This is a genomic window from Paraburkholderia solitsugae, from assembly GCF_013177695.1.
Lineage (GTDB): Bacteria > Pseudomonadota > Gammaproteobacteria > Burkholderiales > Burkholderiaceae > Paraburkholderia > Paraburkholderia solitsugae.
In genome coordinates this window covers 1-22,786 of sequence record NZ_WOEY01000029.1, presented here as the reverse complement: position 1 = coordinate 22,786, position 22,786 = coordinate 1, and the positions used below count along the sequence as shown (strand labels likewise).

The 22,786-nt window shown below is 62.0% G+C and carries 19 protein-coding genes and 2 pseudogenes; 16 read left to right on the top strand and 5 right to left on the bottom strand.

The window, feature by feature from the left end; genetic code table 11:
• Position 1: 1 nt before the first annotated feature.
• Together GNZ12_RS07835 and GNZ12_RS07830 are read right to left on the bottom strand one after the other, a co-directional pair.
• Complete coding sequence (locus GNZ12_RS07835; RefSeq protein ID WP_172309798.1) at positions 2-1,939, bottom strand: MFS transporter; 1,938 nt, start codon at positions 1,937-1,939, stop codon at positions 2-4.
• A 162-nt stretch (positions 1,940-2,101) separates the two neighbouring features.
• Positions 2,102-2,566, bottom strand: coding sequence for a CBS domain-containing protein (locus tag GNZ12_RS07830; protein WP_172309797.1), 465 nt, complete (start codon positions 2,564-2,566; stop codon positions 2,102-2,104).
• Positions 2,567-2,805: 239 nt separating this feature from the next.
• Here GNZ12_RS07830 and GNZ12_RS07825 point away from each other — a divergent pair, with 239 nt between their 5' ends.
• The 3 genes from GNZ12_RS07825 (at position 2,806) to GNZ12_RS07815 (ending at position 5,519) form a co-directional block, all read left to right on the top strand.
• The gene (locus GNZ12_RS07825; protein WP_172309856.1) at positions 2,806-4,158 is read left to right on the top strand and encodes an O-acetylhomoserine aminocarboxypropyltransferase; all 1,353 of its coding nucleotides are present in this window, start codon (positions 2,806-2,808) and stop codon (positions 4,156-4,158) included.
• On the top strand, positions 4,155-5,000 hold the full coding sequence (locus tag GNZ12_RS07820; RefSeq protein ID WP_172309796.1) for an alpha/beta fold hydrolase: 846 nt from the start codon (positions 4,155-4,157) through the stop codon (positions 4,998-5,000). The genes GNZ12_RS07825 and GNZ12_RS07820 overlap by 4 nt, the downstream gene beginning before the upstream one ends.
• A 198-nt stretch (positions 5,001-5,198) precedes the next feature.
• Entirely contained in the window at positions 5,199-5,519 is a 321-nt protein-coding gene (locus GNZ12_RS07815; RefSeq protein WP_074282753.1) for an Mpo1-like protein, read from the top strand.
• Positions 5,520-5,558: 39 nt separating this feature from the next.
• Here the strand turns inward: GNZ12_RS07815 and GNZ12_RS07810 are convergent, their stop codons facing one another.
• Positions 5,559-6,875 carry a YihY family inner membrane protein gene (locus GNZ12_RS07810; protein WP_172309795.1) on the bottom strand — a complete coding sequence of 439 codons (1,317 nt, stop codon included), beginning with the start codon at positions 6,873-6,875 and terminating at the stop codon, positions 5,559-5,561.
• A 1,179-nt stretch (positions 6,876-8,054) separates the two neighbouring features.
• Here GNZ12_RS07810 and GNZ12_RS07805 point away from each other — a divergent pair.
• From GNZ12_RS07805 to GNZ12_RS07765, 9 genes and pseudogenes are all read left to right on the top strand, one after another.
• Positions 8,055-8,795: pseudogene (locus GNZ12_RS07805) on the top strand (reverse transcriptase N-terminal domain-containing protein); the annotation flags it as partial.
• Positions 8,796-8,918: 123 nt separating this feature from the next.
• On the top strand, positions 8,919-9,101 hold the full coding sequence (locus GNZ12_RS07800) for a hypothetical protein (protein WP_102857292.1): 183 nt from the start codon (positions 8,919-8,921) through the stop codon (positions 9,099-9,101).
• Positions 9,098-10,795 carry a recombinase family protein gene (locus GNZ12_RS07795; RefSeq protein WP_235993640.1) on the top strand — a complete coding sequence of 566 codons (1,698 nt, stop codon included), beginning with the start codon at positions 9,098-9,100 and terminating at the stop codon, positions 10,793-10,795. Before GNZ12_RS07800 ends, GNZ12_RS07795 begins: the two co-directional genes overlap by 4 nt.
• Positions 10,770-11,777, top strand: a pseudogene (locus GNZ12_RS07790) (group II intron maturase-specific domain-containing protein); the annotation flags it as partial. The gene GNZ12_RS07795 and the pseudogene GNZ12_RS07790, both read left to right, overlap by 26 nt.
• A gap of 92 nt (positions 11,778-11,869) precedes the next feature.
• Positions 11,870-12,472 (top strand): NAD(P)H:quinone oxidoreductase, encoded by a 603-nt coding sequence (gene wrbA / locus GNZ12_RS07785; RefSeq protein WP_115780521.1) that lies wholly within the window; start codon positions 11,870-11,872, stop codon positions 12,470-12,472.
• 11 nt (positions 12,473-12,483) lie between these two features.
• Positions 12,484-12,909: a DUF2069 domain-containing protein gene (locus tag GNZ12_RS07780; protein ID WP_172309854.1), complete on the top strand. Its 426-nt coding sequence runs from the start codon at positions 12,484-12,486 to the stop codon at positions 12,907-12,909.
• Between the two features lie 74 nt (positions 12,910-12,983).
• Positions 12,984-14,402, top strand: a complete 1,419-nt coding sequence (locus tag GNZ12_RS07775) for an FAD-binding oxidoreductase (RefSeq protein ID WP_172309794.1) — start codon at positions 12,984-12,986, stop codon at positions 14,400-14,402.
• 51 nt (positions 14,403-14,453) lie between these two features.
• Positions 14,454-15,260 carry a metallophosphoesterase gene (locus GNZ12_RS07770; RefSeq protein WP_172309793.1) on the top strand — a complete coding sequence of 269 codons (807 nt, stop codon included), beginning with the start codon at positions 14,454-14,456 and terminating at the stop codon, positions 15,258-15,260.
• A gap of 224 nt (positions 15,261-15,484) precedes the next feature.
• Positions 15,485-16,204 (top strand): SOS response-associated peptidase, encoded by a 720-nt coding sequence (locus tag GNZ12_RS07765; protein ID WP_172309792.1) that lies wholly within the window; start codon positions 15,485-15,487, stop codon positions 16,202-16,204.
• 95 nt (positions 16,205-16,299) lie between these two features.
• Here the strand turns inward: GNZ12_RS07765 and GNZ12_RS07760 are convergent, their stop codons facing one another.
• Both GNZ12_RS07760 and GNZ12_RS07755 read right to left on the bottom strand, forming a co-directional pair.
• Entirely contained in the window at positions 16,300-16,458 is a 159-nt protein-coding gene (locus GNZ12_RS07760) for a hypothetical protein (RefSeq protein WP_172309791.1), read from the bottom strand.
• A gap of 219 nt (positions 16,459-16,677) precedes the next feature.
• Entirely contained in the window at positions 16,678-17,616 is a 939-nt protein-coding gene (locus GNZ12_RS07755) for a LysR family transcriptional regulator (protein WP_172309790.1), read from the bottom strand.
• 155 nt (positions 17,617-17,771) lie between these two features.
• Here GNZ12_RS07755 and GNZ12_RS07750 point away from each other — a divergent pair, with 155 nt between their 5' ends.
• The 4 genes from GNZ12_RS07750 to GNZ12_RS07735 are packed head-to-tail and all read left to right on the top strand — an operon-like array spanning position 17,772 to position 22,587.
• Positions 17,772-19,301: an efflux transporter outer membrane subunit gene (locus GNZ12_RS07750; RefSeq protein WP_172309789.1), complete on the top strand. Its 1,530-nt coding sequence runs from the start codon at positions 17,772-17,774 to the stop codon at positions 19,299-19,301.
• Positions 19,302-19,312: 11 nt separating this feature from the next.
• Complete coding sequence (locus GNZ12_RS07745) at positions 19,313-21,523, top strand: FUSC family protein (protein ID WP_172309788.1); 2,211 nt, start codon at positions 19,313-19,315, stop codon at positions 21,521-21,523.
• Entirely contained in the window at positions 21,513-21,713 is a 201-nt protein-coding gene (locus tag GNZ12_RS07740) for a DUF1656 domain-containing protein (RefSeq protein ID WP_054042269.1), read from the top strand. The genes GNZ12_RS07745 and GNZ12_RS07740 overlap by 11 nt, the downstream gene beginning before the upstream one ends.
• 13 nt (positions 21,714-21,726) lie before the next feature.
• Positions 21,727-22,587: an efflux RND transporter periplasmic adaptor subunit gene (locus GNZ12_RS07735; protein ID WP_172309787.1), complete on the top strand. Its 861-nt coding sequence runs from the start codon at positions 21,727-21,729 to the stop codon at positions 22,585-22,587.
• Positions 22,588-22,786: the final 199 nt, after the last annotated feature.

The following is a 22,786-nucleotide window of genomic DNA, read 5'->3' as shown; positions in this document are numbered from 1 at the left end:
TCTACTTCCGCGCCCCACGCAACTCGGTGACGATCTGCTGCAGTACCCCCGGCGTCGCTTCTGCCGGATCGATCGGCTCACCCACCGCCAGCGTCAGCCGGCTCATCACACCCTTCTGGATCGGCCGCGGCCAGTGCGCGTCGTTGGCACGCGAAAACACGCTGCCCCACAGTCCGCGCAGCGCCATCGGTATCACCGGCGCCGGCGTGCGGCGGATGATCTCGGTCACGCCGTGGCGGAACGGATTCATCTCGCCGGTCGTTGTCAGCTTGCCTTCCGGGAAGATGCAGACCAGGTCGCCCTCGGCGAGCGCCTCGGCGCAGCGCTCATAGGCGCGCGCCAGCAGCGCCGGATCCTGATGGGCGGGAGCGATCGGAATTGCCTTCGCATGGCGGAACACCCAGCCGGCGAACGGCGACTTGAAGATCTGATAGTCCATCACGAAGCGGATCGGCCGCGGGCTCTCGGCCATGATGACGATCGCGTCGACAAAGCTCACGTGGTTGCACACCAGCACGGCCGCGCCCTCTTCCGGAATCCGTTCGGCATGCACCAGACGAATCCGGTAGAACGTGTGCACCAGCACCCAGGCGATAAAACGCAGCAAAAACTCGGGCACGAGTGAATAGATGTACGTCGCGACGACAATGTTCAGCAACGCGGTGACGAGGAAAATCGCCGGAATGCTGAAGCCCGCCGCGGTCAACCCCAAAGCCATCAACGCCGAGACGATCATGAACAGCGAATTCAGAATATTGTTCGCGGCGATGATGCGCGCGCGGTGGCTCGGCTGGCTGCGGCTCTGGATCAGCGCATAGAGCGGCACGCTATAGAAGCCGCCGAACATGGCCAGCAGAAACAGATCGGCCAGCACTCGCCAATGGGCAGCTCGCACGAGAAATTCGCCAACGCTCAGCAAATGCCCGGCGGCCGGCAACGCATGACTCGCGAAGAACAGATCGATCGCGAACACGCTCATGCCGATCGAGCCGAGCGGCACGAGGCCGATTTCGATGCGCCGCTTCGAGAGCTTTTCGCACAGCAGCGAGCCAATGCCGATGCCGATCGAGAACGTGCCGAGCAGCACAGTCACGACGTCCGGATCGGCTGACAGCACATTTTTCGCGAAACTGAAAAACGAAGACAGAAAGGTCGCGCCGACGAACCACAGCCAGGAAATCCCCAGCAGGCTCAGAAACACCGTGCGGTTTTCGCGCGCGAGCTTCAGGTTGCGCCACGTCTCGCTGACCGGATTCCAGTTGATGCTCAGGCCGGGCTGCGGCGCTGCCGTGACAGGCACGAAGTTCGACACCAGCCGCCCCACCAGCGCAATCCCGACACATGCGCAGGCCAGCACCACAGCGCCATGCTCGACGAAACCCGCGCCCACGCCGCCGACGATCGTGCCGATCAGGATCGCGACGAAGGTGCCCATCTCGACCATGCCGTTACCGCCGACCAGTTCCGACTTCGACAGATGCTGCGGCAGGTATGAATACTTGACCGGTCCGAACACGGTCGAATGGACACCCATCAGAAACGTGCACGCATACAGCAGTGGCGCGCTATGCAGCCAGAAACCCGCGCCGCCGATCAACATCACGACGATTTCAAAGCTCTTGACGAAGCGCGTGAGCATCGCCTTGTCGTACTTGTCCGCGATCTGGCCGGAGGTGGCCGAGAGCAGCACGAACGGCAGAATGAAAATCGCCGAGATCAGGAACGCCGCCGTTTTCGGATCGACACCGGAAAAGCGCGCCGCCTGATACGTCACAAGTGACGTGAAGCCGATCTTGAAGACGTTGTCGTTCATCGCGCCGAGGAACTGGGTCCAGAAAAACGGCGCGAAGCGGCGCTGGCTGAGCAGGCGGAACTGCGACTCGTGCGACTCGTGAGGGCGGGCGGTACGGCGGGCAGCAGGTAACGGACGATCGCTCATGAAATTCCGGAACGGACTAAAAACGGGCTAAAAGAGCAACGAGGTGGAAATAGCCAGGAACGGGCTGGGCACAAAAAAAGCGCACGCTTTCGCGCGCGCCTTGACAGCATCTTCACCCTCACGGCAACGGCGCGAGCGCCGCGGTGAGCCACCGCGCGTTAGTTAGCGCGGCGCCGGTTGCTGTTCCTGCTGTTCTTCCGGCCAGTCGCGGATGTAGGCCTTCAGCATGCGGTTTTCGAAGCCCTGCTCTTCGACCACCGCCTTCGCGACGTCGTAGAACGAGATCACGCCCATCAGCGTGCGGCTTTCCATTACCGGTAAATAGCGCACGTGGTGCTCGAGCATCATGCGACGAACCTCATTGACGTCCGTCTCGGGCGTGCAGGTGAGCGGATGGTCGTCCATCAACTTGCGGATCGTGGAGGTACCGAGGCTGCCGTGGTGCTTGCTCAAGGTCAGAATAATTTCGCGAAACGTCAGCATGCCGACGAGGTCGCCGTATTCCATCACGACCAGCGAGCCGATATCGTGCTCGGCCATGGTATTGACTGCGTCGTGCAGCGTGGTATCCGGCGTAACCGTGAAAAGGGTGTTGCCTTTGACTTTAAGAATGTCGCTGACTCGCATGATCTGTCTCCGTGATACCCGCTAAGCTGATAATGCCTGAATGACTTTCGATCCTAGCGGAAAGGTCCATAAAAGGAAAGCGGCCCGCCCACCAAGGCGCAACGGGCGTTTGCACGGTTAGCCGGGCACGATCCGGACCGCGCGCATCGGGAAAACCGCGCTTGAAGCGATCCGTGCCGATGATAGGATGGCCGCCACTTTCACCTTTCGCGAGGCCGTCCGTGGCCTCGCCGCCCACGATGTCCGCCAACCGTTTCGATACGCTTGCGCTGCACGCCGGCGCAGCGCCCGACCCGACCACCGGCGCGCGCGCCACGCCTATTTACCAGACTACCTCGTTTTCGTTCCGCGACTCGGACCACGCCGCGGCGCTCTTCAACATGGAACGCGCCGGCCACGTCTATTCGCGCATCTCGAATCCGACCGTGGCCGTGTTCGAGGAGCGCGTTGCCGCGCTTGAAAATGGCGTGGGCGCGATCGGCACGGCCAGCGGTCAGGCGGCCCTCCATCTGGCGATCGCCACGTTGATGGGCGCCGGCTCCCATATCGTCGCTTCCAGCGCGCTGTACGGCGGCTCGCATAACCTGCTGCACTACACGCTGCGGCGCTTCGGCATCGAGACAAGCTTCGTCAAACCCGGCGATCTCGATGCGTGGCGCGCCGCACTGCGTCCGAACACGCGCCTGCTGTTCGGCGAGACGCTCGGCAACCCCGGCCTCGACGTGCTCGATATCGCCGCAGTGGCGCAGCTCGCGCACGAACACCGCGTGCCGCTGCTGGTCGATTCGACCTTCACCACGCCCTACCTGCTCAAGCCGTTCGAGCATGGCGCCGACTTCGTCTATCACTCCGCGACTAAATTTCTCGGCGGCCACGGCACCACGATCGGTGGTGTACTCGTGGACGGCGGCACATTCGACTTCGACGCGTCCGGCCGTTTCCCCGAATTTACCGAGCCGTACGAGGGCTTTCACGGCATGGTGTTCGCCGAAGAAAGCACGGTCGCACCGTTCCTCTTGCGCGCGCGCCGCGAGGGTTTGCGCGACTTCGGCGCGTGCCTGCACCCCCAAGCCGCCTGGCAACTGCTGCAAGGCATCGAGACACTGCCGCTGCGCATGGAACGGCACGTCGCGAATACGCGCAAGGTGGTCGAGTTCCTGTGCGCACACCCTGCCGTCGAAACCGTGGCCTACCCGGAACTGCCGTCGCATCCAGACCATGCGCTCGCGAAGCGTCTGCTGCCGCGCGGCTCGGGCGCGGTGTTCAGCTTCAATTTGCGCGGCGATCGCGCCGCGGGGCGCAGTTTCATTGAAACGCTCTCGCTGTTCTCGCATCTCGCAAACGTCGGCGACGCACGCTCGCTGGTCATCCATCCTGCATCGACGACACATTTCCGCATGGACGCCGCCGCGCTCGCCGCAGCCGGCATCGCCGAAGGCACGATCCGCCTGTCGATCGGCCTCGAAGACCCCGACGATCTGATCGACGACCTCAAGCGCGCGCTCAAAGCCGCGCAGAAAGCGAGCGGGACGACTGCGCCCAGGAGCGGACCGTCCGCCAATACCGTCAAACCCCGCCCGGAGTCCGCATGATCCTCACCGTTCAAGGCAAGCCCGCTTATGCGTACACCGGCGGCAAACCATTCGACTCCAGCCTGCCGACTGCCGTGTTCATCCACGGCGCCGAGCATGACCATAGCGTGTGGGCATTGCAAACGCGTTACTTCGCGCATCACGGCTTCGGCGTGCTGGCGGTCGATCTGCCCGGACACTGCCGCAGCGCCGGCCCGGCGCTTACCACCGTGACAGCCATGGCCGACTGGCTGGCCGCCCTGCTCGACGCCGCGGGCGTACAGCGCGCATTCGTGGCCGGCCACAGCATGGGCTCGCTGATCGCACTCGACTTCGCCGGCCGCTATCCGGCGCGCGTGACGCACCTGGCGCTACTCGCCACCGCCGTGCCGATGGCCGTCTCCGACGCCTTGCTCGATGCCGCCCTGCATCGCGAGCCCGATGCAATCGGCATGGTCAATCAATGGTCGCACTCGACGCTCGCCGCCAAGCCGTCGTGCCCCGGCCCGGGCTTCTGGCTGCACGGTATGAATCAGCGGCTGATGGAACGCGTCTCGGCGTGCGGCGAGCCGCACCTGTTCCACACCGACTTCACCGCCTGCAATAGCTACGCGGATGGCCTCACGCGCGCCGCGCAGGTGCGTTGCCCGACGCGGTTGATCGTGGGCCGGCGCGATGCGATGACGCCACCGCGCGCGGCCAAAGCGCTCGCCGACGCGCTCTCTCAAGCCAGTGTGCCGGTCGACACCGTCATGCTCGAAGCCGGCCATGCCCTGATGACCGAGCAGCCCGACGCCACGCTCGACGAGCTGTTCAGCTTCGCCTCGAAGGCCGCCCGTGCCGTTCCAGGGGGCGTTCAATAGTCGCTGCGAATCGTCACGATAACCGCGCAGGCAAAGGCGCACCATCGGCCGAATGGCCAGGTTGCGCGCCTGCCCCGATAGCCGCACAATGGGTCAAGCCGGTTCTCTCCCAGCGCGCGCAAGGCATGTCGGCGCGCGGCGAAGCAACCTGGGAGCGACGGGCAAGGAATCGAGTAGCGTCGACATTCGGAGGCCGTGATGGCTCATACCGCGCACACCGATCACTTCGCGAGTTTCGCGGAGTTCTACCCGTACTACCTGAGCGAGCATCGCAACACGGTATCGCGGCGGCTGCATTTCGTGGGTTCGCTCGGCGTGATCGGCTGCCTCGCCATGGCGCTCGCCACCGGTGACTGGCTATGGCTGCCGGCTGCCGTGATTTGCGGATATGGCTTTGCCTGGGTCGGGCATTTCTTCTTCGAGAAGAACAGGCCGGCTACCTTCCGGCATCCGCTTTATAGCCTGATGGGCGACTGGGTGATGTTCAAGGACATCTGCGTGGGGAAGATTTCGCTGTAGGTTTGCCGCCGCTTCAGGCAGCCTGCTCAGGCGCACTGCTCAGGCAGCCTGATGAGGCATTGAAGAAGCACCCTGCTCGCTTTCCGGCGCTCGCGCTGCCCGCGCGGCAGCACGCGCCGCCAGCAGCGTAGCGAGCGTCACTTTCAGCTTGTCGTTTTCCAGCGCCGCCAGCAGCGTCTGGCCATCCACGCGCGTAGAGTTCAGTTCAAGCTGATATTCGAGTTCCGCGCGGTCGATCACGAACAGGCCGAACAGACGCTCGACCGTGATCTGCGCCGGATTGGCCAGCAGCAGGAAGTGCGCACGCGTGTCGTCGTCCTGCAAGCGCGCGATCCACTCGATCTCCTCAAGCTTTTGCAGCAGCTTGATCGTGGTATCCATCTCGCGGCGAAGCATTCGCGAGAGCTCCGGCACGGTGCAGCCACGCTTGCCGGCATCGCGCGCTTCTGAGAGCCGCGCGAGGAGTTCAAGCGAATCGAACAGATCGCTACCCTCGAAAGTCGGCCGGTGAAACTGGCCAATGCGGATCGCCGGCAGCGCCGACGCGATCATCGCCCCGGCCAGCGCGATGAACCAGCATAGGTACATCCACAGCAGGAATAGCGGCACAGCGGCAAATGCGCCGTACACCGTGGTGTAGGTGGGAATCCGGCGCACGTAATAGCCAAAGCCCCGCTTGGCGAGTTCGAAGGCAATCGCAGCCGTAATCCCGCCGATCACTGCGTCACGCCACTCCACCCGGCAATTCGGCAGAAACACGTAAAGCATCGTGAAGGCAAGCGCCGTCAACGGCAGCGCGGCGCCGGTCAGCGCCCAGTCGATTACCGGCGGAATATGCTGGACGGCCGTGGTGAGCGCCATGGACCGCGTGAACAGATAGGAAGAAATCGACAGGCTCACACCGATCAGAATCGGGCCGAGCGTGATGATCGCCCAGTAGACCAGAATGCGCTGCGCGATCGGTCGCGCCTTGCGCACCCGCCAGATCACGTTGAAAGCGGATTCCACGGTCATCATCGTCATCACGGCGGTGACGAACAGAAAAATCATACCGATCGTCGTGAGGCCCTTGGCCTTCGACGCGAACTGATTCAGATAATCGAAAATCTGACTGTTGAGTTGCGCAGGCATCAGATGGTCGGCGAGGAAAATCTGCAGCGACATCTGAAACGAGCTGAAAATCGGAAACGCGGTGAATAACGCAAACGCGACGGTGGCGAGCGGCACGAGCGCAAGCATGGTGGTGAACGTGAGACTGCCGGCCACCTGCGGAATGCGGTCTTCGCTACTGCGCTTCGCGGCAAACTGCGCGAGCCGTTTAAGCGTGTCGAGATCGAAACGCACCCTGGACAACAAACCCACCTCCTTGCTTCTTCAATCGGTGTTTCGGGACAGTGCGCGAGGCCTGGCCGAATGGCTACGGATGGCCTGTGCAGCGGACCCAGCCCCTATAATACCCGTTCACGTGCGACACGACTCTATCGTGTAGAGGCGCGCCGGACTCTTAAAAATCCGGCAGAACACCCGGTGGCACAAGGCTTTCCGCGAAAGGCTCCCCGTCGATTCGACGGCGTTTCTCGAGCGCTAAGTCCATTAATTGATGGCGGAAAAAACAGCTACCTCCTTCGGAGAAAGTCGGTTTTTCACGTCCATCGACTCAGAAAGCGTTGCATCCACACAACGTTCACAACGAACTTTGTTACGTGGAATTACAACGTCTTATAACGAAAATAGCGTGCTGACCTCCTCTTTTGGGATGGCCAAATCCAACGCAGAAATCTGAGCCGGGGCCCACTCGATGTGTGCAACTCCGATCTTCATTGTTCAACCGTGCTGCATTGGCGGTAGCGAACCTTTTGTGCGACCAAAAGTAGCCTAGGAAAACATGCGTCACTGGTAACGGTGGGGTGTGAAGCTTTTCTGACAACGTAGCCCCCTGCGCATCAACAGGGCACCGCTACTCCGTGAGGGGAACGGTGGAGACTCCGAGCAGCGATGGGGTCAAGGAGCTAGGCTGGCGGACATGGGCAACATATGTGAACTACTGATAAACCTCGTAAGTATTGAGGCGCCAAAGCTGCTGACTGACGACGCAAGTCGTCTAATGGCGTTAACCAAACGGTGTGTGGCCGGTCATTTCGTTGTGAACTCGAAATGCGTCGCCTTCACGGCCACCGGGGGAGAGGTAGGCCCTAACTCTGTCGTGTGAAGATCAGGGAACGTGGTAAGCCCGTATGGCTGCCCTCGGGCAGGTAAACCGCAAGGAATACTGTTGGCTGTGCGGGTATGGGAGGACGGAGAAAGCGAATGCCGGGCTGTAATGGTCCGGATAGGGGTTGCGACATCATCCCACGCGAAAGCGGGCAGACTTCCGTCTGGTCTTTCGTCGCAAGACGGCTGATTAACCCTTGAAACTTGGAGAGCACACGGCGTCAGCCGCCCGTGCTCATACTCAACTCCCCCGCGGGGCTCCATCGCCCCGCAAGGGATGCTGGTGCCTGCTGTCGGGAAATAACATCCGAGCAGGAGAGCAGCATGAAAGTATCTTGTCGAAAGACTCGATCTGCGCTTTCCGGCGCTCCGCACGACTGGTTTGCCATAGATTGGCATCGAGTCGAACGGAATGTCCGAGGGACGCAGATTCGAATTGCGAAGGCAACACTGGAAGGCAACTGGCGCAGGGTGAAAGCTCTGCAACGGATGCTAACCCGCTCGTGGTCAGCCAAAGCACTGGCTGTGCGGCGAGTGACTCAAAACCAAGGGAAACGGACAGCGGGAGTTGACCGGGACCTGTGGGATTCACCTGAACGCCGATGGCACGCCATCGACGAGTTGAAGCGGCGCGGATACAGGCCTCTGCCTCTACGCAGAGTCTTTATTCCCAAGGCCAATGGAAAGGAACGCCCCTTGGGCATTCCGACCATGAAGGATCGAGCGATGCAAGCTCTATACTTACTGGCCTTGGAACCTGTGGCGGAATCGACGAGCGATCCGAACTCCTACGGATTTCGGCGCAATCGATCGACCTCCGACGCAATGGCTCAGATATTCGCCACTATGTCCCAAGGAGCTTCGGCTGCTTGGGTTCTTGAGGCGGATATCAAAGCCTGCTTTGACAATATCGATCACGACTGGCTGCTCGCCAACGCCCCTATGGACCTAGGAGTGCTTCGGAAGTGGTTGAAGGCTGGCATTGTCTTTCATGGCCAGTTTCAGGCGACAACCGCTGGTACGCCACAAGGGGGAATCATAACACCACCAACAACAGAGCAAACTGCCGGATAAAATTGGGTCTGCGCATTTCAAGGGAGTGCCTGGCGCCGTGGTCCAGAAGCTGTTCCAAGGTTGATGTGGACCTCGTCCTTGAGACGGTCGCTCCCGCTGACAGAAGGTGCAGCGATGACCCGAGGACGTAAAAAATGGCGCGTACGTCTGGCCTTCGAGCCGAACCGCTACGCCCAGGAGCAGTTGCAAAAGGCGTACGAGCAGATCAGTCCGATCGAAGCACGCGCAACGGCACAGCCGTCCGCTACGCGGCGCGCAGCGGCCAGGAAGGCGACCGTCAAGCGAGGTGGACGATGAGCAAAGCTGCGATGGTTGCGCTCTATGCGCGGGTATCCTCCGAACAGCAGAACAAACGCGGCACCATTGAAAGCCAGATCGCTGCACTGAGGGAGCGTATTTCGGCTGACGGGGCGCAGATCGTCGATGACATGTGTTTCGTTGACGCTGGCGTGAGCGGCGCGACACTGATCAGGCCACAGCTGGAGCGACTCAGAGACTGTGCCGCGCTCGGTGCGATCGATCATCTGTACATCCTGTCACCGGACCGGCTGGCGCGCAAATATGCGCACCAGGCGCTGCTGATGGAAGAGTTCACGGCCTGCGGCATCCAGGTGGTGTTCCTCAATCACGCAATCGGTACGACGCCGGAAGAGTCACTGCTGTTGCAGATGCAGGGCATGATCGCCGAATACGAGCGGGCGAAGATCGCTGAGCGTCACCGTCGTGGCAAGCTTCACGGCGCAAAACGCGGCAGCGTCAATGTACTCTCCGGGGCACCCTACGGCTACCGCTACATTCGCCGGCAGCTTGACGGAACGCCGGCCCGGTACGTGATCGAACTGCCCCAGGCTGCAACGGTCCGGGCGATCTTCCAGTGGGTGGGGATGGACCGCCTGAGCATAGGAGAAGTGGTACGCCGACTGACCGAGTCGGGTACTGTGACGGCATCGGGCAAGCCGTACTGGGACCGCAGCGTGGTATGGGGCATATTGCGCAATCCTGCGTACATGGGGCGGGCTGCGTTCGGCAAGACGCAGTCGCGCGATCACCTGCAGGTGCGCGTGCGTGCCCAGCGCCACAGTGCCGACGTGCCCAGAAAGCCGTATTCAACAACACGCACAGACCCGCAGGACTGGATCGAGATCCCGGTGCCGGCCATCATCAGCGAGGCGCTGTTTCAATCTGCTCAGGAACAGCTTGCCGAGAACCGCAAGCTGGCACGCCAGAGGCGCGGGAGCGCGCCGCTACGCCTGCTGCAAGGGTTGACGGTCTGCGGCCAGTGCCGTTACGCCTATTACGCAAAGAAAGTGAGCAAGGCTGCGTCCAAGGGGCATCAGCGGGACTACGCCTATTACCGCTGTGTTGGAACCGATGCCTATCGCTTCGGCGGCCAACGTATCTGTGACAATCTGCAGGTTCGAACGGACCGGCTCGATGATCTGGTATGGCAGCAGGTCGTGGAATTGCTAAGGCATCCGGAACGACTGAAGAACGAATATGAGCGTCGACTGGATATGATGGAGCGCCATGAGAAGCGTGGCTTTGACACGAGCAACCTTGAAAAGCAGCGGCTGCAACTGGAAAAGGGCAAGTCCCGGCTGATCGACAGCTATGCAGACGGTATCATCGACAAGACCGACTTCGAACCGAAGATGGAGCAGCTGAAGAACCGGCTTGAGCAGATTGACCAGCAGATCCTTGAGTCCAGACAGCAAGGGGCGGTGCAAAGCGAGTTGTTTCTGGTCATAAACCGGCTCGAGGAATTTGCAGGCGCCGTCACCGAAAAACTGGATACGATTGATCTTGAAACGAAGCGCAGGATCGTGTTGGGTCTGGTCAAGCGCGTCGAAATCCACAAGGATGAAATCGTCGTTGTGTTCAGGATCGATCCACAGCCGGGGGCTCTCGCCAGCGAAAATCCGAATGATTCAGACGACGGAGTGAAAAGTATGCAACATTGTACGAGGCGTAATCTCCCCGACCTTGGCTAACGTGGCTCTAAACGGGCTGGAACGACAACTGACCTCGCAGTTAGCAAGCGAGCTGGGAATCGGGAAAGCCAAGAAGCTGAAAGTTAATGTCGTGCGATATGCCGATGACTTCATCATCACGTGCGTCTCGGATGTAGCACTCGAAACACACGTCAAGCCAAAGGTAGTCACCTTCCTCGCACAACGAGGTCTGGAGCTATCTGCGGAAAAAACGCGTATCACTCACATTGCAAACGGCTTCGATTTTCTTGGCTGGAACTTCCGGAAATACTCCGGCAAGATGCTCATCAAACCGGGCAGGAAGAACGTGCAAGCGTTCTACCGAAAACTCAAGGAAACGATTAGCAAACACAAGACGGTGCCGCAGGAGGAACTCATCCGCCTGCTAAACCCGATGCTACGAGGATGGGCCGAGTATCACCGTCCCGTAGTGGCCAAGCAAGCGTTCAGCCGAATGGATTATCTGCTGTTCAAGGCATTATGGCGTTGGTCAGTGCGTCGTCACCCTGCCAAGAGCGCCGAGTGGGTAAGGAAGAAGTACTTCCCCTCACCCGACAATCGCAACTGGGTTTTTCGCACCATGGCCGTCAACAGTGAGGGAGTACGAGAGTGGAAGGAGCTACACACACTCGCGTCCAACCCCATCAAACGCCACGTCAAGATAGCGGGTGAGTTCAATCCGTTCGACCCTCAATGGGAAAAACGAGGAGAAGAAGTGCGACAGGAGCGCATGCTTGCATCGATGCGTCACCGAACGTCATGGTCCGCTCTTTATAAATCTCAACGAGGACTGTGTGGGCTCTGTCAGTGCAAGATCACGAAGGAAACGGGATGGCATGATCATCACATCCAATATCGCGTCCATGGTGGATCGGATGCGCTATCTAATCGTATACTCTTGCACCCTGACTGCCATACACAGGTCCACAATCTTGGGCTAGCAGTAGTGAAACCGACCCTCTCTTTGGAGAGGGCCTTGTAAAGGCTTGAGCCGGATGCTGTGAAAGTAGCACGTCCGGTTCTTAGGGGGCCCCTCTTCCGTAAGGGAGGGGGGCTACCCTACCGATGAGGCCTATGAAAGACATTCTCGTGCTTTATTACAGCCGTCACGGCGCCACGCGCGAGCTCGCGTTGGCCATCGCGCACGGCGTCGACAGCGTCCCCGGCATGCAGGCGCGCGTGCGCACCGTGCCGGCGGTTTCCACCGTCTGCGAAGCGACCCAGCCGGATATCCCCGCTGAAGGACCGCCCTACGTCGAACTGCGCGACCTCGAAGAATGCGCCGGTCTCGCGCTCGGTTCGCCCACCCGCTTCGGCAACATGGCCGCGTCGCTGAAATATTTTCTCGACGGCACCACGCCACAGTGGCTTTCGGGTGCGCTGTCCGGCAAACCGGCCTGCGTGTTTACGTCCACCGGCAGTTTGCACGGTGGCCAAGAATCCACGCTGTTGTCCATGATGCTGCCGCTTCTGCATCACGGCATGCTGATCGTTGGCATTCCGTACACCGAGAGCGCGCTCTCCACCACGCAAACCGGCGGCACGCCCTATGGCGCGTCGCATTTCGCACGTGCAGGCACGGCCGAACAGGGCATCTCCGCCGACGAAAAGACGCTTGCGATTGCCCTCGGTGCACGCGTTGCCCGCACGGCGGCGTCCATGAGCGAGCGGCCGTGAACGCAACCGCCATGCCCGTGCAGCAAAAACGCGCCGCCGCTTTCGGCGCGACGGCCGCCTTACTCGCGCTGATCGTCTTGTCCGTCGCGTGGGAATGGTGGCTCGCGCCGCTGCGCCCGGGCGGCTCGGCGCTGGTGCTCAAAGCCGTGCCGCTACTGCTCGCCCTGCCCGGCGTGTGGCGGCACCGGCTTTACACGCTGCAATGGGCGTCGATGCTGATCCTGCTGTATTTTGCCGAGGGCATCGTCCGCGGCTGGAGCGACCGCGGCCTGAGCGCCCGCCTCGGCTGGCTCGAAACCTTCCTCGCCGTGATCTTCTTCGTCTGCACGCTCGCGTATGTCGCACCGTTCAAGCGCGCGGCCAAACGGGCAGCGAGGCTTGCAGCACAAGAGAACGCCAAGCAGACCGCCGGACAGGCCGAGGGAAACACGCGATGAGAACAGCGTTTCTCGTGTCACTTGTCGCTTCACCTCCCGCGTAACCTGTCCGCCGAACATCCTGACCGACCAACATGACCCAAGCCGCTTTCCTCACCGCTTGCCGCGCCGCCATCGGCGCCGCCCAGGTGCTGACCGACCCGCACGACACCGCCCCCTACCTCACCGACTGGCGCCGCCGCTACGCCGGCGCCGCCTGCGCGGTGCTCTGCCCGGCCACGCCCGACGAAGTCGCGGCACTCGTCAAACTCGCCGTCGAGCATCGCATCGCGCTGGTGCCGCAAGGCGGCAACACCGGCCTGGCCGGCGGCGCCACGCCGGATGCAAGCGGCGCGCAGGCGGTCGTCAGTCTGCGGCGTCTGAACCGCGTGCGCGACATCGATCCGCACAACAACACGATCACCGTCGAAGCCGGCGTCATCCTCGCCGAAGTGCAGAGACACGCCGCGGAAGCCGACCGCCTGTTCCCTCTGAGCCTCGCCGCGGAAGGCAGTTGCACGATCGGCGGCAATCTCGCCACCAACGCGGGCGGCACCGGCGTGCTGCGCTACGGCAACACGCGCGAGCTGTGTCTGGGCCTGGAAGTGGTCACGCCGCAGGGCGAACTGTGGGACGGCCTGCGCGGACTGCGCAAAGACAACACCGGCTATGACCTGCGCGATCTGTTCATCGGTGCGGAAGGCACGCTCGGCATCATCACCGCCGCTGTGCTCAAACTGCATCCGCAGCCGGCCGCGCGCGTCACGGCGCTCGCCGCGCTCGCGTCACCGCATGCGGCGCTCGATTTCCTGTCGCTCACGCAACGCGTCGCCGGGCCGCTTCTGACCGGCTTCGAACTGATGTCGGATTTCTGTCTGCGGTTGGTGGGCCGGCATTTCGAGCAGATGCGCTACCCGTTCGCCGAACCGCACGCCCAGGTCGTTCTATTGGAACTGTCGGACAGCGAGAGCGAGGAGCATGCGCGCGGACTGTTCGAGCGTCTGATGGAAACCGCGCTCGAAGAAGGCCTGGTCGAAGACGCGGTAGTCGCGGAAAACCTCACGCAGTCGCGTGCGTTCTGGAATCTGCGCGAACACATCCCGCTCGCGCAGGCTGAAGAAGGTCTGAACATCAAGCACGATATCGCGGTGCCGATTTCGCGCATCGGCCACTTCATCGAGGAAACCGACGCGGCGATTGCGCAAGCCGTGCCGGGGGTGCGCATGGTCACGTTCGGCCATCTCGGCGACGGCAACCTGCACTACAACGTGCAGGCGCCCGAAGGCGTCGACGCGAAGGCGTTCCTCAAAACCTGGCAAAGCCCGATCAACCAGATCGTCTACGACAGCGTGCACCGGCATCGTGGCAGCATCAGCGCGGAACACGGTCTCGGCCAGTTGAAGATCGACGAGGCGATGCATTACAAACAGGACGTCGAGGTGCAGTTGATGCGCGCCGTCAAACGCGCGCTCGATCCGCTGAACCTGATGAATCCGGGCAAGGTGCTACGCTAGCGTTTGAAGCCTTCGCCATTGGGTGCGAGGCCCATTGCAGGAGCCGTCGTCGTGAAGATTCGAGTGCTGTCCGATCTGCATCTGGAGAACGACGAGCCCGAACTGATCCCGCATGCGCACGCGGATCTGATCGTGCTGGCCGGCGACATCCACAATCACGCGGCCGGCCCGCGCTGGGCCGCGCAAACCTTCGACGGCGCCGTGCCGGTGATCTACGTGCCCGGCAATCACGAGTACTACGACGGCGAATTCGGCGCGCTCGAAACGGCCCTCTACGACGCAGCCGCGCAAGTCGACAACGTGCATGTGCTGAACAATGCCACGCTGGTCGACCCGCAAGGCCGCTGGCGCGTGCTCGGCACCACCTTGTGGACCGACTTCGCGTTATACGGGGCGGATCCCGACACGCTCGCCGAGTCCATCGACGCATCACGCCGAGCGATGCTCGACTTCCGCGGCCTGATCCAGATGAACTGGCCGCACAACACCCAGGACTCGCCGCGCGATTTCACCCCTGACGATTCCCTCGCACTGCACCGGCAGGCGCGCGCCTGGCTCGAACACGAGGTGGCGAGGCCGTTCGATGGCAAGACGATCGTCGTCACCCATCACGCGCCGCATCGGCTGAGTCTGGCCGAGCGCTACGCGGAAGACCGCGTGTCGGCCGGTTTCGTCAATCATTTGCCGGAACTGGTGCGCTCGCCCGTCGCGCTGTGGATTCACGGGCATACGCATACGCCGTTCGATTACACCGTGAACGGCACGCGCGTGGTTTGCAATCCACGCGGCTATCTCGACCGGCGCACCGGTCAGCCGGAGAATCCGCAGTTCACGTGGGATAAGGTCGTCGAGATCTAGCGCCGGCTTGGGGCCGATCAGGGTAGCGCGGCAAGGCGCCAGGCACTACGCTGCTGTTGTCGTCGGGTTCGGGTCTTGCCGGCGCGTGACCGGCGCATGGGCGTTGGAGCATCGGCGAGTCGACGCGTTGGTACATTGGCGTGTCGGCGTTAAATCGGCGCGAAACCGCCCGGATAACCCGAATCGGTCAAACCCGCCAGGCAGGTGATCTCCGGAGGTCGCTCATGTGTGGTCGAATCAGCCAATACCGTGATCCGCATCTGTACGCACAGCACCTTGGCCTCGCCGATCCGCTCATGCTGTTCGACGCCGCCGACCGCCGACCCGGCTACAATCTCGCGCCGGGCACCCACCCGCTTGCGATTTACTCGGACCAAACGCTGCACGCGATTCACTGGGGTTATTGCCCGGATTGGGCACGCGAGCAGCATCTGCCGCAGACGATCAACGCGCGCGCCGAAACCGCGCCGCATACGCGCTACTTCAAAGATCTGTGGAAAACGGGACGGGTATTGGTACCGGCAGACGGCTGGTTCGAATGGCGCATGGAAGCGGCGCCCGGAACATCAAGCGGAGATAACGCGGGAGAAGCCGACGCAACGGTCCGCCAGCCCTACTTCGTGCACCTGAAAAGCGACGCACCGATGTACCTCGCGGCCTTATCGAGCGTGCGCGGCACAGAGCCGCAAACGGAAGGCATGGGATTGGTGATCGTGACGGCCACCGCCGACGCGGGCCTGATCGACGTGCACGGGCGCCGCCCGCTGGTATTCGCGCCGGAGGCGGCGCGCCGCTGGCTGGATCCGGCCCTGCAGCTCGACGAACTCGAGCAGCTTGCACACAGCGCCTGCCTACCCGCCGCGCGGTTTCGCTGGCACCGGGTGAGCCCGGAAGTAGACCGCACGCTCAACGACGAGCCGGGTCTGATCGAAGCGCTGCACTGAACGTGCGAAGCGCGGAAGACAAAACGAAAAATTGCAACAGCAAGCTCAATCGGCGCGTGGTGGGCAACCCCGGCGGGCGTTCGAGCCTCAGAGCTTCAGCGATCGCGCCGTTGTCCCTGCAAATCAGGGCGCTCGACCTTGATCGGTACCAGTTGCGGTTGCTGGTCGCGCAAGCGGCGCAGCAAATCGCGCGATGCGGCGATTCCGATCAGTCCCAACATAACGGCCACGCCGATCATCAAATGCGTATCCATGGATTCTTCGTCCTTCAAGTGTTGCGGTTGTTGCGATTTGCCGAACGGCGGCGAATTGAACGCGTCCGGCAGAATGCGGCAGCGTATGAACCACACGTTAGCAAATCGACCGCGACGCAGAAGTAAGGAAATGTTGCGACGCGGCACTTTTGTAACAGGTTACCACGCCGCATCGGCATGGAACCGTCAACAATGGTCAACCGCCCGCGTGGCGCGGCTTCAGCTGCGCGCGAACTGGCGCAATTCTTCCTGATCGACGGCCAGTGTGACGGGCAGTTCGTCGCGCAGGAATTCGACCCAGGTGCGAATTTTCGCGTCCAGATACTGCCTCGACGGATACAGCGCATACAGATTCATTTCCTGCGACGTGTATTCCGGCAACAACCACACGAGTTCACCGCTACGTAAGCCGCTGATCGCCGAGTACAGCGGGATCAGTCCGACCCCCATGCCGCTGCACGCCGCGACCGCCATCGCTTCGGCGACGTTCACCTGGAAGGTGGCCGGGCCGAGGGCGATGGTTTCCTCACCGTTCGGGCCGTCAAAAATCCATTTGTCGGTCGGGAATATCGGCGTCACCATTTGCAGACAAGTGTGGCGCGCGAGGTCAGAAGGCGTTTGGGGCACGCCGTGCCGCTCCAGATAGGCCGGCGACGCGCATGCGATGCTGAACGCGCTGCAAAGGCGCTGCGACACCAGCCCCGAATCCGGCAGGCCGATCGCCAGTGTCAGCGACACGTCAAAACCTTCGTCAAGCAGATCAGGCATGCGCTGCGCGAGCGTCAGTTCGATATTCACGTCCGGATAGCGCGCCTGATAGCGGCCCACCGCAGGCACCACATAGTGCTGACCGAAGCTCGTCATCGCGTGGACCTTGAGCTTGCCGGACGGACGCGCGTGGGCGTCGCCTGCCTCCGCTTCCGCCTGATCCACGTACGCGAGGATCTGTTCGCAGCGTTGCAGATAACGCTCACCCGCCTCGGTCAGCGCGATCCGGCGCGTGGTGCGGTTCAGGAGGCGCGTGCGCAGGTGAGCTTCCAGATCGGAAACCGCGCGCGACGCGTACGCCGTGGTCGTGTTCAGGTGCTGCGCTGCCCCCGTGAAGCTGCCCGCTTCGACGACGCGGACAAATACGCGCATGTTTTGAAGCGTATCCATACTTTTTCCCAGTGATCGGTAGCGATTGTTACACGATTCGCAAAGGCGATTGTCTCATATTCCGTAAAAATGCCTTGCATCTTTACCGGTTATTCCCCAATCAATCGAAAAATATAATGACGCACATGCTTCTATAATCAATTTTGGAGGAAATCGTGCAGTCTCCGGTACAGAAAGGGATCGCCGCAGCCGCGGTTCTTACGATTCTATTAACAATCGCCGGCTGTGCCAGTACCGGAGGCATCGCGCCGCAAGACCGCGGAATCGAGCCCTCCTCGCTCGACGCAGGCAACGCCATCCGGGCCGCCAACGCGGACGCCCAATGGCCGGCCACCGACTGGTGGCGCGCCTATAACGATCCGCAGCTCAATGAGTGGGTCGAAGCCGCGCAGGCGGGCAATCCGAGTCTCGCTGCCGCCCAGGCGCGCGTGCGCGAAGCCATGTCTATGGCGGGCGTCGCCCGTTCGGCGCTATCGCCGCAAGTGAACGGCAGCCTGTCGATCCAGCGCCAGAAATGGGCCGACAACGTCTATTACGGCCCGGGCCCGCTCGCGGGCGAGCAATCGTGGAATAACACCGGCACGCTGAGTCTGTCGTACAACCTCGATATCTGGGGCAAGGACAAGAATGCCGCCGAACGCGCACTCGACGCCGCCCATGCAAGCTCAGCGGATTTCCGCGCCGCCCAGCTCGAACTGGAAGGCAACGTGGTGCGCACGTACATCGAGATGTCGATGAACTACGCGCTGCTCGATATCGCCAAATCCACACTGCAGCAACAACAGCAGATCGTCGACCTGGCGAACCGTCGTCTGAAGGGCGGCATCGGCACGCAGCTCGAAGTGAGCCAGGCCGAAACGCCGATGCCGGAATACGAGCGCCAGATCGACGCGATCGAAGAAAAGATCGCACTCGGCCGCAATCAATTGGCCGCACTGGCCGGCAAGGGTCCGGGCGCGGGCGACGCGATCCAGCGCCCGACGCTCTCGCTCGACACCGCCCCTGCCAGCCTGCCGAGCGCCCTGCCTGCGGATCTGATCGGCCATCGGCCGGACGTAGTTGCAGCGCGCTGGACGGTTGCGGCGCAAGCGCGCGGCATCGACGTCGCCAAGGCCGACTTCTATCCGGACATCAACCTGCTGGCGTCGATCGGCGGATATGCGGCAATGGGTCCTCTGTTCCAGTTCCTGAAAGACCCGGCGCATAGCTGGAGCGCGGGTCCGGCGCTGTCGCTGCCGATCCTCGACGGCGGGCGCCTGCGCTCGCAGCTCGGCGCGGCGTCGGCAGGGTACGACGAGGCGGTCGATAGCTATAACCAGTCGATTGTCGGCGCGCTGAAGGATATCTCCGATCAGGTGATCCGGATCCGTTCGCTCGCCACCCAGGCGCAAGACGCCGACCGTTCGGTCGCGGCGGCTCGCAAGAACTACGACCTCGCGCGCGAAGGGTATCGGCGCGGTTTGACCGACTATCTGAATGTGCTGATCGCGCAAAGCCAGTTGCTGCGCGCGCAGGAAGGCGTCGCGAAGATTCAGGCCGAGCGTCTCGCCGCGCATGCGTCGCTGGTCACGGCTTTGGGTGGCGGGCTCGACGAACCGGCCAATGGCCCGCAGGCGAACGAGACGCTGCCGGCGCACGGGAAGGGCAAGAGCCAGCCGTCCGTCAACGCGCGCGCGGCTGACTAAGGAAACCGACCATGTCAGCCTCCCCCTCTCCCGCTCCACGCCCCGCGTCGTTTGCCGCGCTCTACGCGGCCGCCGCCGACTGGGCGCGCACCGACGGTCTCACGTGGATCTATCTGTTCAAAGCGCTCGCCGCCTGCTTCCTGGCGCTCGGCATCGCGATGAAACTCGACCTGCCGCAGCCGCGCACCGCGATGACCACCGTGTTCATCGTGATGCAGCCGCAAAGCGGAATGGTGTTCGCCAAGAGCTTCTACCGGATCTGCGGCACGTTAGTCGGCCTCGTCGTGATGCTTGCATTGATAGGCCTGTTCGCGCAGCAGCCGGAACTGTTCATCGTCACGACTGCGATCTGGGTCGGCATCTGCACCGCCGGTGCCGCACGCAATCGCAACTTCAAGTCGTACGGTTTCGTGCTGGCCGGCTATACCGCCGCGCTGATCGGCATCCCCGCTTCGCAGCATCCGGATGGCGCGTTTCTGAGCGCGCTCACGCGGGTGGCTGAAGTGGTGGTCGGCATCGTCTGCGCGGGCGCCGTTAGCGGGCTGGTGTTTCCACAGTTCGCCGGCTTGCAGATGCGCGGCACCGTGCGCGCGCGTTTCTCGGCATTCGTCGAGTATGTGTCCGCCTCGTTGGCCGGCCGCAACGACCGTGCGCAGATCGAAGCGACGAATGCGCGCTTTGTCGCCGATATCGTCGGCTTCGAAGCGGCACGCAGCGTCGCCGTGTTCGAAGGCCCCGATTCGCGGATGCGCGGCGGCCGTCTGACGCGGCTGAACAGCGAGTTCATGGCCGCGTCGACGCGCTTTCACGCGTTGCATCAGTTGATGAACCGGCTGCGCGATGCGAACACGCGCGGCGCGGCGGTCGCGATCGAAGCGCTGGAACCGTACTTCAAGGAAATCGCCCCCTTGCTCGCGAAATCCGGCGAACCGGTGTTGAGCGCCGCGGATGCGGTCCACGCCGCCGCGCAACTCGACGCGTACAAGGCTGAACTGCCCAATCGGGTCCGCGCGACACGCGCCGCACTGGAAACGCAGCCGGACGCGCCGCTGCTCGACTTCGACACCGGCGCCGAATTGCTGTACCGCTTCATCGACGATCTGCACGCGTACGCGGCCACCTATGCGTCGCTTGCCGTCGACACGCACGAACGTGAGCGCTGGATCGAGCGCTACGAGCCGAAGACCAATGCAATCGCCGCGGGCGTCGCAGGCTTGCGCGCGGCTATCGTCATGATGGTGCTCGGCGCGTTCTGGATCGCGACCGCGTGGCCGAGCGGCTCGACCTTGACGCTGGATGCCGCAGCGATCTGTGCGCTGGCATCGTCGTCGCCGAATCCGAAGCGCACGGCGTTCCAGATGGCCGGCGGCACGCTGGTCGCCTCGGTGATGGGGATGATCGCGGTGTACGGCGTGTATCCGCACATCGACGGCTTTCCGCTGCTGTGCGCCGCGCTCACGCCGTTCCTGCTGCTCGGCGTGTTCATGACGACGCGGCCCGCGCTAGCCGGCTACGGTGCCGGCTACTGCATCTTCTTCTGTTTCCTCGCCGGCCCGGACAACCTGATTCACTACGACCCGAGCGGCACCATTAACGATGCGATTGCGCTGGTGCTGTCGATGCTGGTGTGCGCGGTTGCTTTTGCCGTACTGCTGCCGCCCTCGACGCCGTGGCTACGCAACCGCCTGCTGGTGGACCTGCGCCGCCAGGTGGCGCTGGCGAGCCGCGCGGGCATGCACCGGGTGCGTTCACGCTTCGAGAGCGGCGCACGCGATCTGATGTCCCAGATCAACGCGCTCGCACAGAACGAACCCGAAGTCAAACGCGATACCTTGCGCTGGCTCTTCGCGGTGCTCGAAGTGGGCAACGCGATGATCGACTTGCGCGGCGAAGTGGCGGCGTTGCCCCGCGACGCGCGCTACGCGAAGTCGATGCCGTGGCGCGTCACCTTGAGTGCGATGTGCGATGCGCTGGCCGCGCTGTTCGAACGGCCGCGCGCGGACCGCTTCGACCGCGCACTGGCGGCGACTGCCGATGCGATCGCCGCCGTTCAGCAGGTGTTGGCCACCTTCACGCCACCGCGAGAGGAGCAGCATCAACTGCAACGCATTCTGAGTCAACTGCATTTCATTCGTACCGCGCTGCTCGATCCGCAATCGCCGCTTGAACCGCTGATGAGCGGACCTGCCAACGCGTCAGAAGGAGTTCGTCATGCCACGTGATATCGCTGTTTTCGACGCCTACGTGCCGGCCATCGTGCTGCTGTTTGTCGCGGGCGCCGCGCTTACCTGGGTGTTGGACCGCGTGATTGCCTATACGGGCCTGTATCGCGTGGTGTGGCATCCGTCCTTGTTCCGGGCCAGCTTGCTCGTTTGTGTGTGCGGCGTGCTGGGTCTCGCCGTTTATCGTTGATCAGAGTCGAAACATGACCATCCGAAATATTGTTGGCTTCGTCGCGACAGCCATTATTTTTATCGTCGCGATTTTGATTGGGCGCGTGTTGTGGGTTCATTACATGGATGAACCGTGGACACGGGATGGGCGCGTGCGCGCTGAGATCGTCAATGTGGCGCCGGATGTGTCGGGCGCGGTCGTCGATTTGCCTGTTAAGGACAATCAACTGGTCAAGAAGGGCGATCTGTTGATGCAGATCGATCCGTCGCACTATCAGATTGCTGTTGAGCAGGCAGAGGCTGCGGTTGCTGCGCGCAAGGCGGAGTTGCAGATGAAGCGCGATGATGCGCAGCGGCGTGCGGATATGGATGCTTTGGTTGTGTCCAAGGAGAGTCGTGAGAATGCTACTCACACTGCGTCTGCTGCTGAGGCTTCTTATCAGCAGGCTTTGGCCGCGCTCGATGCGGCTAAGTTGAATCTTGAGCGGACTCGGGTGGTGTCGCCGGTTGATGGTTATGTCACTAACCTGAATGTGTTTCGCGGCGATTATGCTACGGCTGGTTCGGCCAAGCTGGCGATTGTTGATAGTCACTCGTTCTGGGTTTATGGGTATTTTGAGGAGACCAAGCTTCCTCATGTTCGTATCGGGGATAAGGCCGAAGTTCGGTTGATGAGCGGGGGTACCCTGCAGGGGCATGTCGAGAGCATCTCTCGTGGGATCTATGATCGGGATAATCCCGAAAGCCGTGAGCTGCTGGCTGATGTGAATCCGACTTTTAACTGGGTGAGGTTGGCGCAGCGTGTGCCGGTTCGGGTGAAGATCGATTCTGTGCCTGATGGGGTTGTGCTGGCTGCTGGGATTACTTGTACTGTTGTTGTTAAGCCAAGCTAAGCAAATTGCCTGCGCGGCGCTTGTGTCTGTGTACCTACGGCGTTGGCCTTTCCTTGATTTCTTATTGGTTTACTAGTCCGAAGTTTGAACACCTGAACCACTGCTGAGCAAGAAGTGGCGCGCCTTTGCGCCATTTTTTGTGTCTTAAATGTTCCCATGTAAATGATGCATTTGCGACGAGATTTCATCTTGATTTACC

What these genes read in the sequence shown, in the direction of transcription:
- GNZ12_RS07835 (WP_172309798.1), bottom strand. Translation starts at nt 1,939, where the DNA reads ATGAGCGATCGTCCGTTACCTGCTGCCCGCCGTACCGCCCGCCCTCAC.
- GNZ12_RS07830 (WP_172309797.1), bottom strand. Translation starts at nt 2,566, where the DNA reads ATGCGAGTCAGCGACATTCTTAAAGTCAAAGGCAACACCCTTTTCACG.
- GNZ12_RS07825 (WP_172309856.1), top strand. Translation starts at nt 2,806, where the DNA reads ATGTCCGCCAACCGTTTCGATACGCTTGCGCTGCACGCCGGCGCAGCG.
- GNZ12_RS07820 (WP_172309796.1), top strand. Translation starts at nt 4,155, where the DNA reads ATGATCCTCACCGTTCAAGGCAAGCCCGCTTATGCGTACACCGGCGGC.
- GNZ12_RS07815 (WP_074282753.1), top strand. Translation starts at nt 5,199, where the DNA reads ATGGCTCATACCGCGCACACCGATCACTTCGCGAGTTTCGCGGAGTTC.
- GNZ12_RS07800 (WP_102857292.1), top strand. Translation starts at nt 8,919, where the DNA reads ATGACCCGAGGACGTAAAAAATGGCGCGTACGTCTGGCCTTCGAGCCG.
- GNZ12_RS07795 (WP_235993640.1), top strand. Translation starts at nt 9,098, where the DNA reads ATGAGCAAAGCTGCGATGGTTGCGCTCTATGCGCGGGTATCCTCCGAA.
- wrbA (WP_115780521.1), top strand. Translation starts at nt 11,870, where the DNA reads ATGAAAGACATTCTCGTGCTTTATTACAGCCGTCACGGCGCCACGCGC.
- GNZ12_RS07780 (WP_172309854.1), top strand. Translation starts at nt 12,484, where the DNA reads ATGCCCGTGCAGCAAAAACGCGCCGCCGCTTTCGGCGCGACGGCCGCC.
- GNZ12_RS07775 (WP_172309794.1), top strand. Translation starts at nt 12,984, where the DNA reads ATGACCCAAGCCGCTTTCCTCACCGCTTGCCGCGCCGCCATCGGCGCC.
- GNZ12_RS07765 (WP_172309792.1), top strand. Translation starts at nt 15,485, where the DNA reads ATGTGTGGTCGAATCAGCCAATACCGTGATCCGCATCTGTACGCACAG.
- GNZ12_RS07760 (WP_172309791.1), bottom strand. Translation starts at nt 16,458, where the DNA reads ATGGATACGCATTTGATGATCGGCGTGGCCGTTATGTTGGGACTGATC.
- GNZ12_RS07755 (WP_172309790.1), bottom strand. Translation starts at nt 17,616, where the DNA reads ATGGATACGCTTCAAAACATGCGCGTATTTGTCCGCGTCGTCGAAGCG.
- GNZ12_RS07745 (WP_172309788.1), top strand. Translation starts at nt 19,313, where the DNA reads ATGTCAGCCTCCCCCTCTCCCGCTCCACGCCCCGCGTCGTTTGCCGCG.
- GNZ12_RS07740 (WP_054042269.1), top strand. Translation starts at nt 21,513, where the DNA reads ATGCCACGTGATATCGCTGTTTTCGACGCCTACGTGCCGGCCATCGTG.
- GNZ12_RS07735 (WP_172309787.1), top strand. Translation starts at nt 21,727, where the DNA reads ATGACCATCCGAAATATTGTTGGCTTCGTCGCGACAGCCATTATTTTT.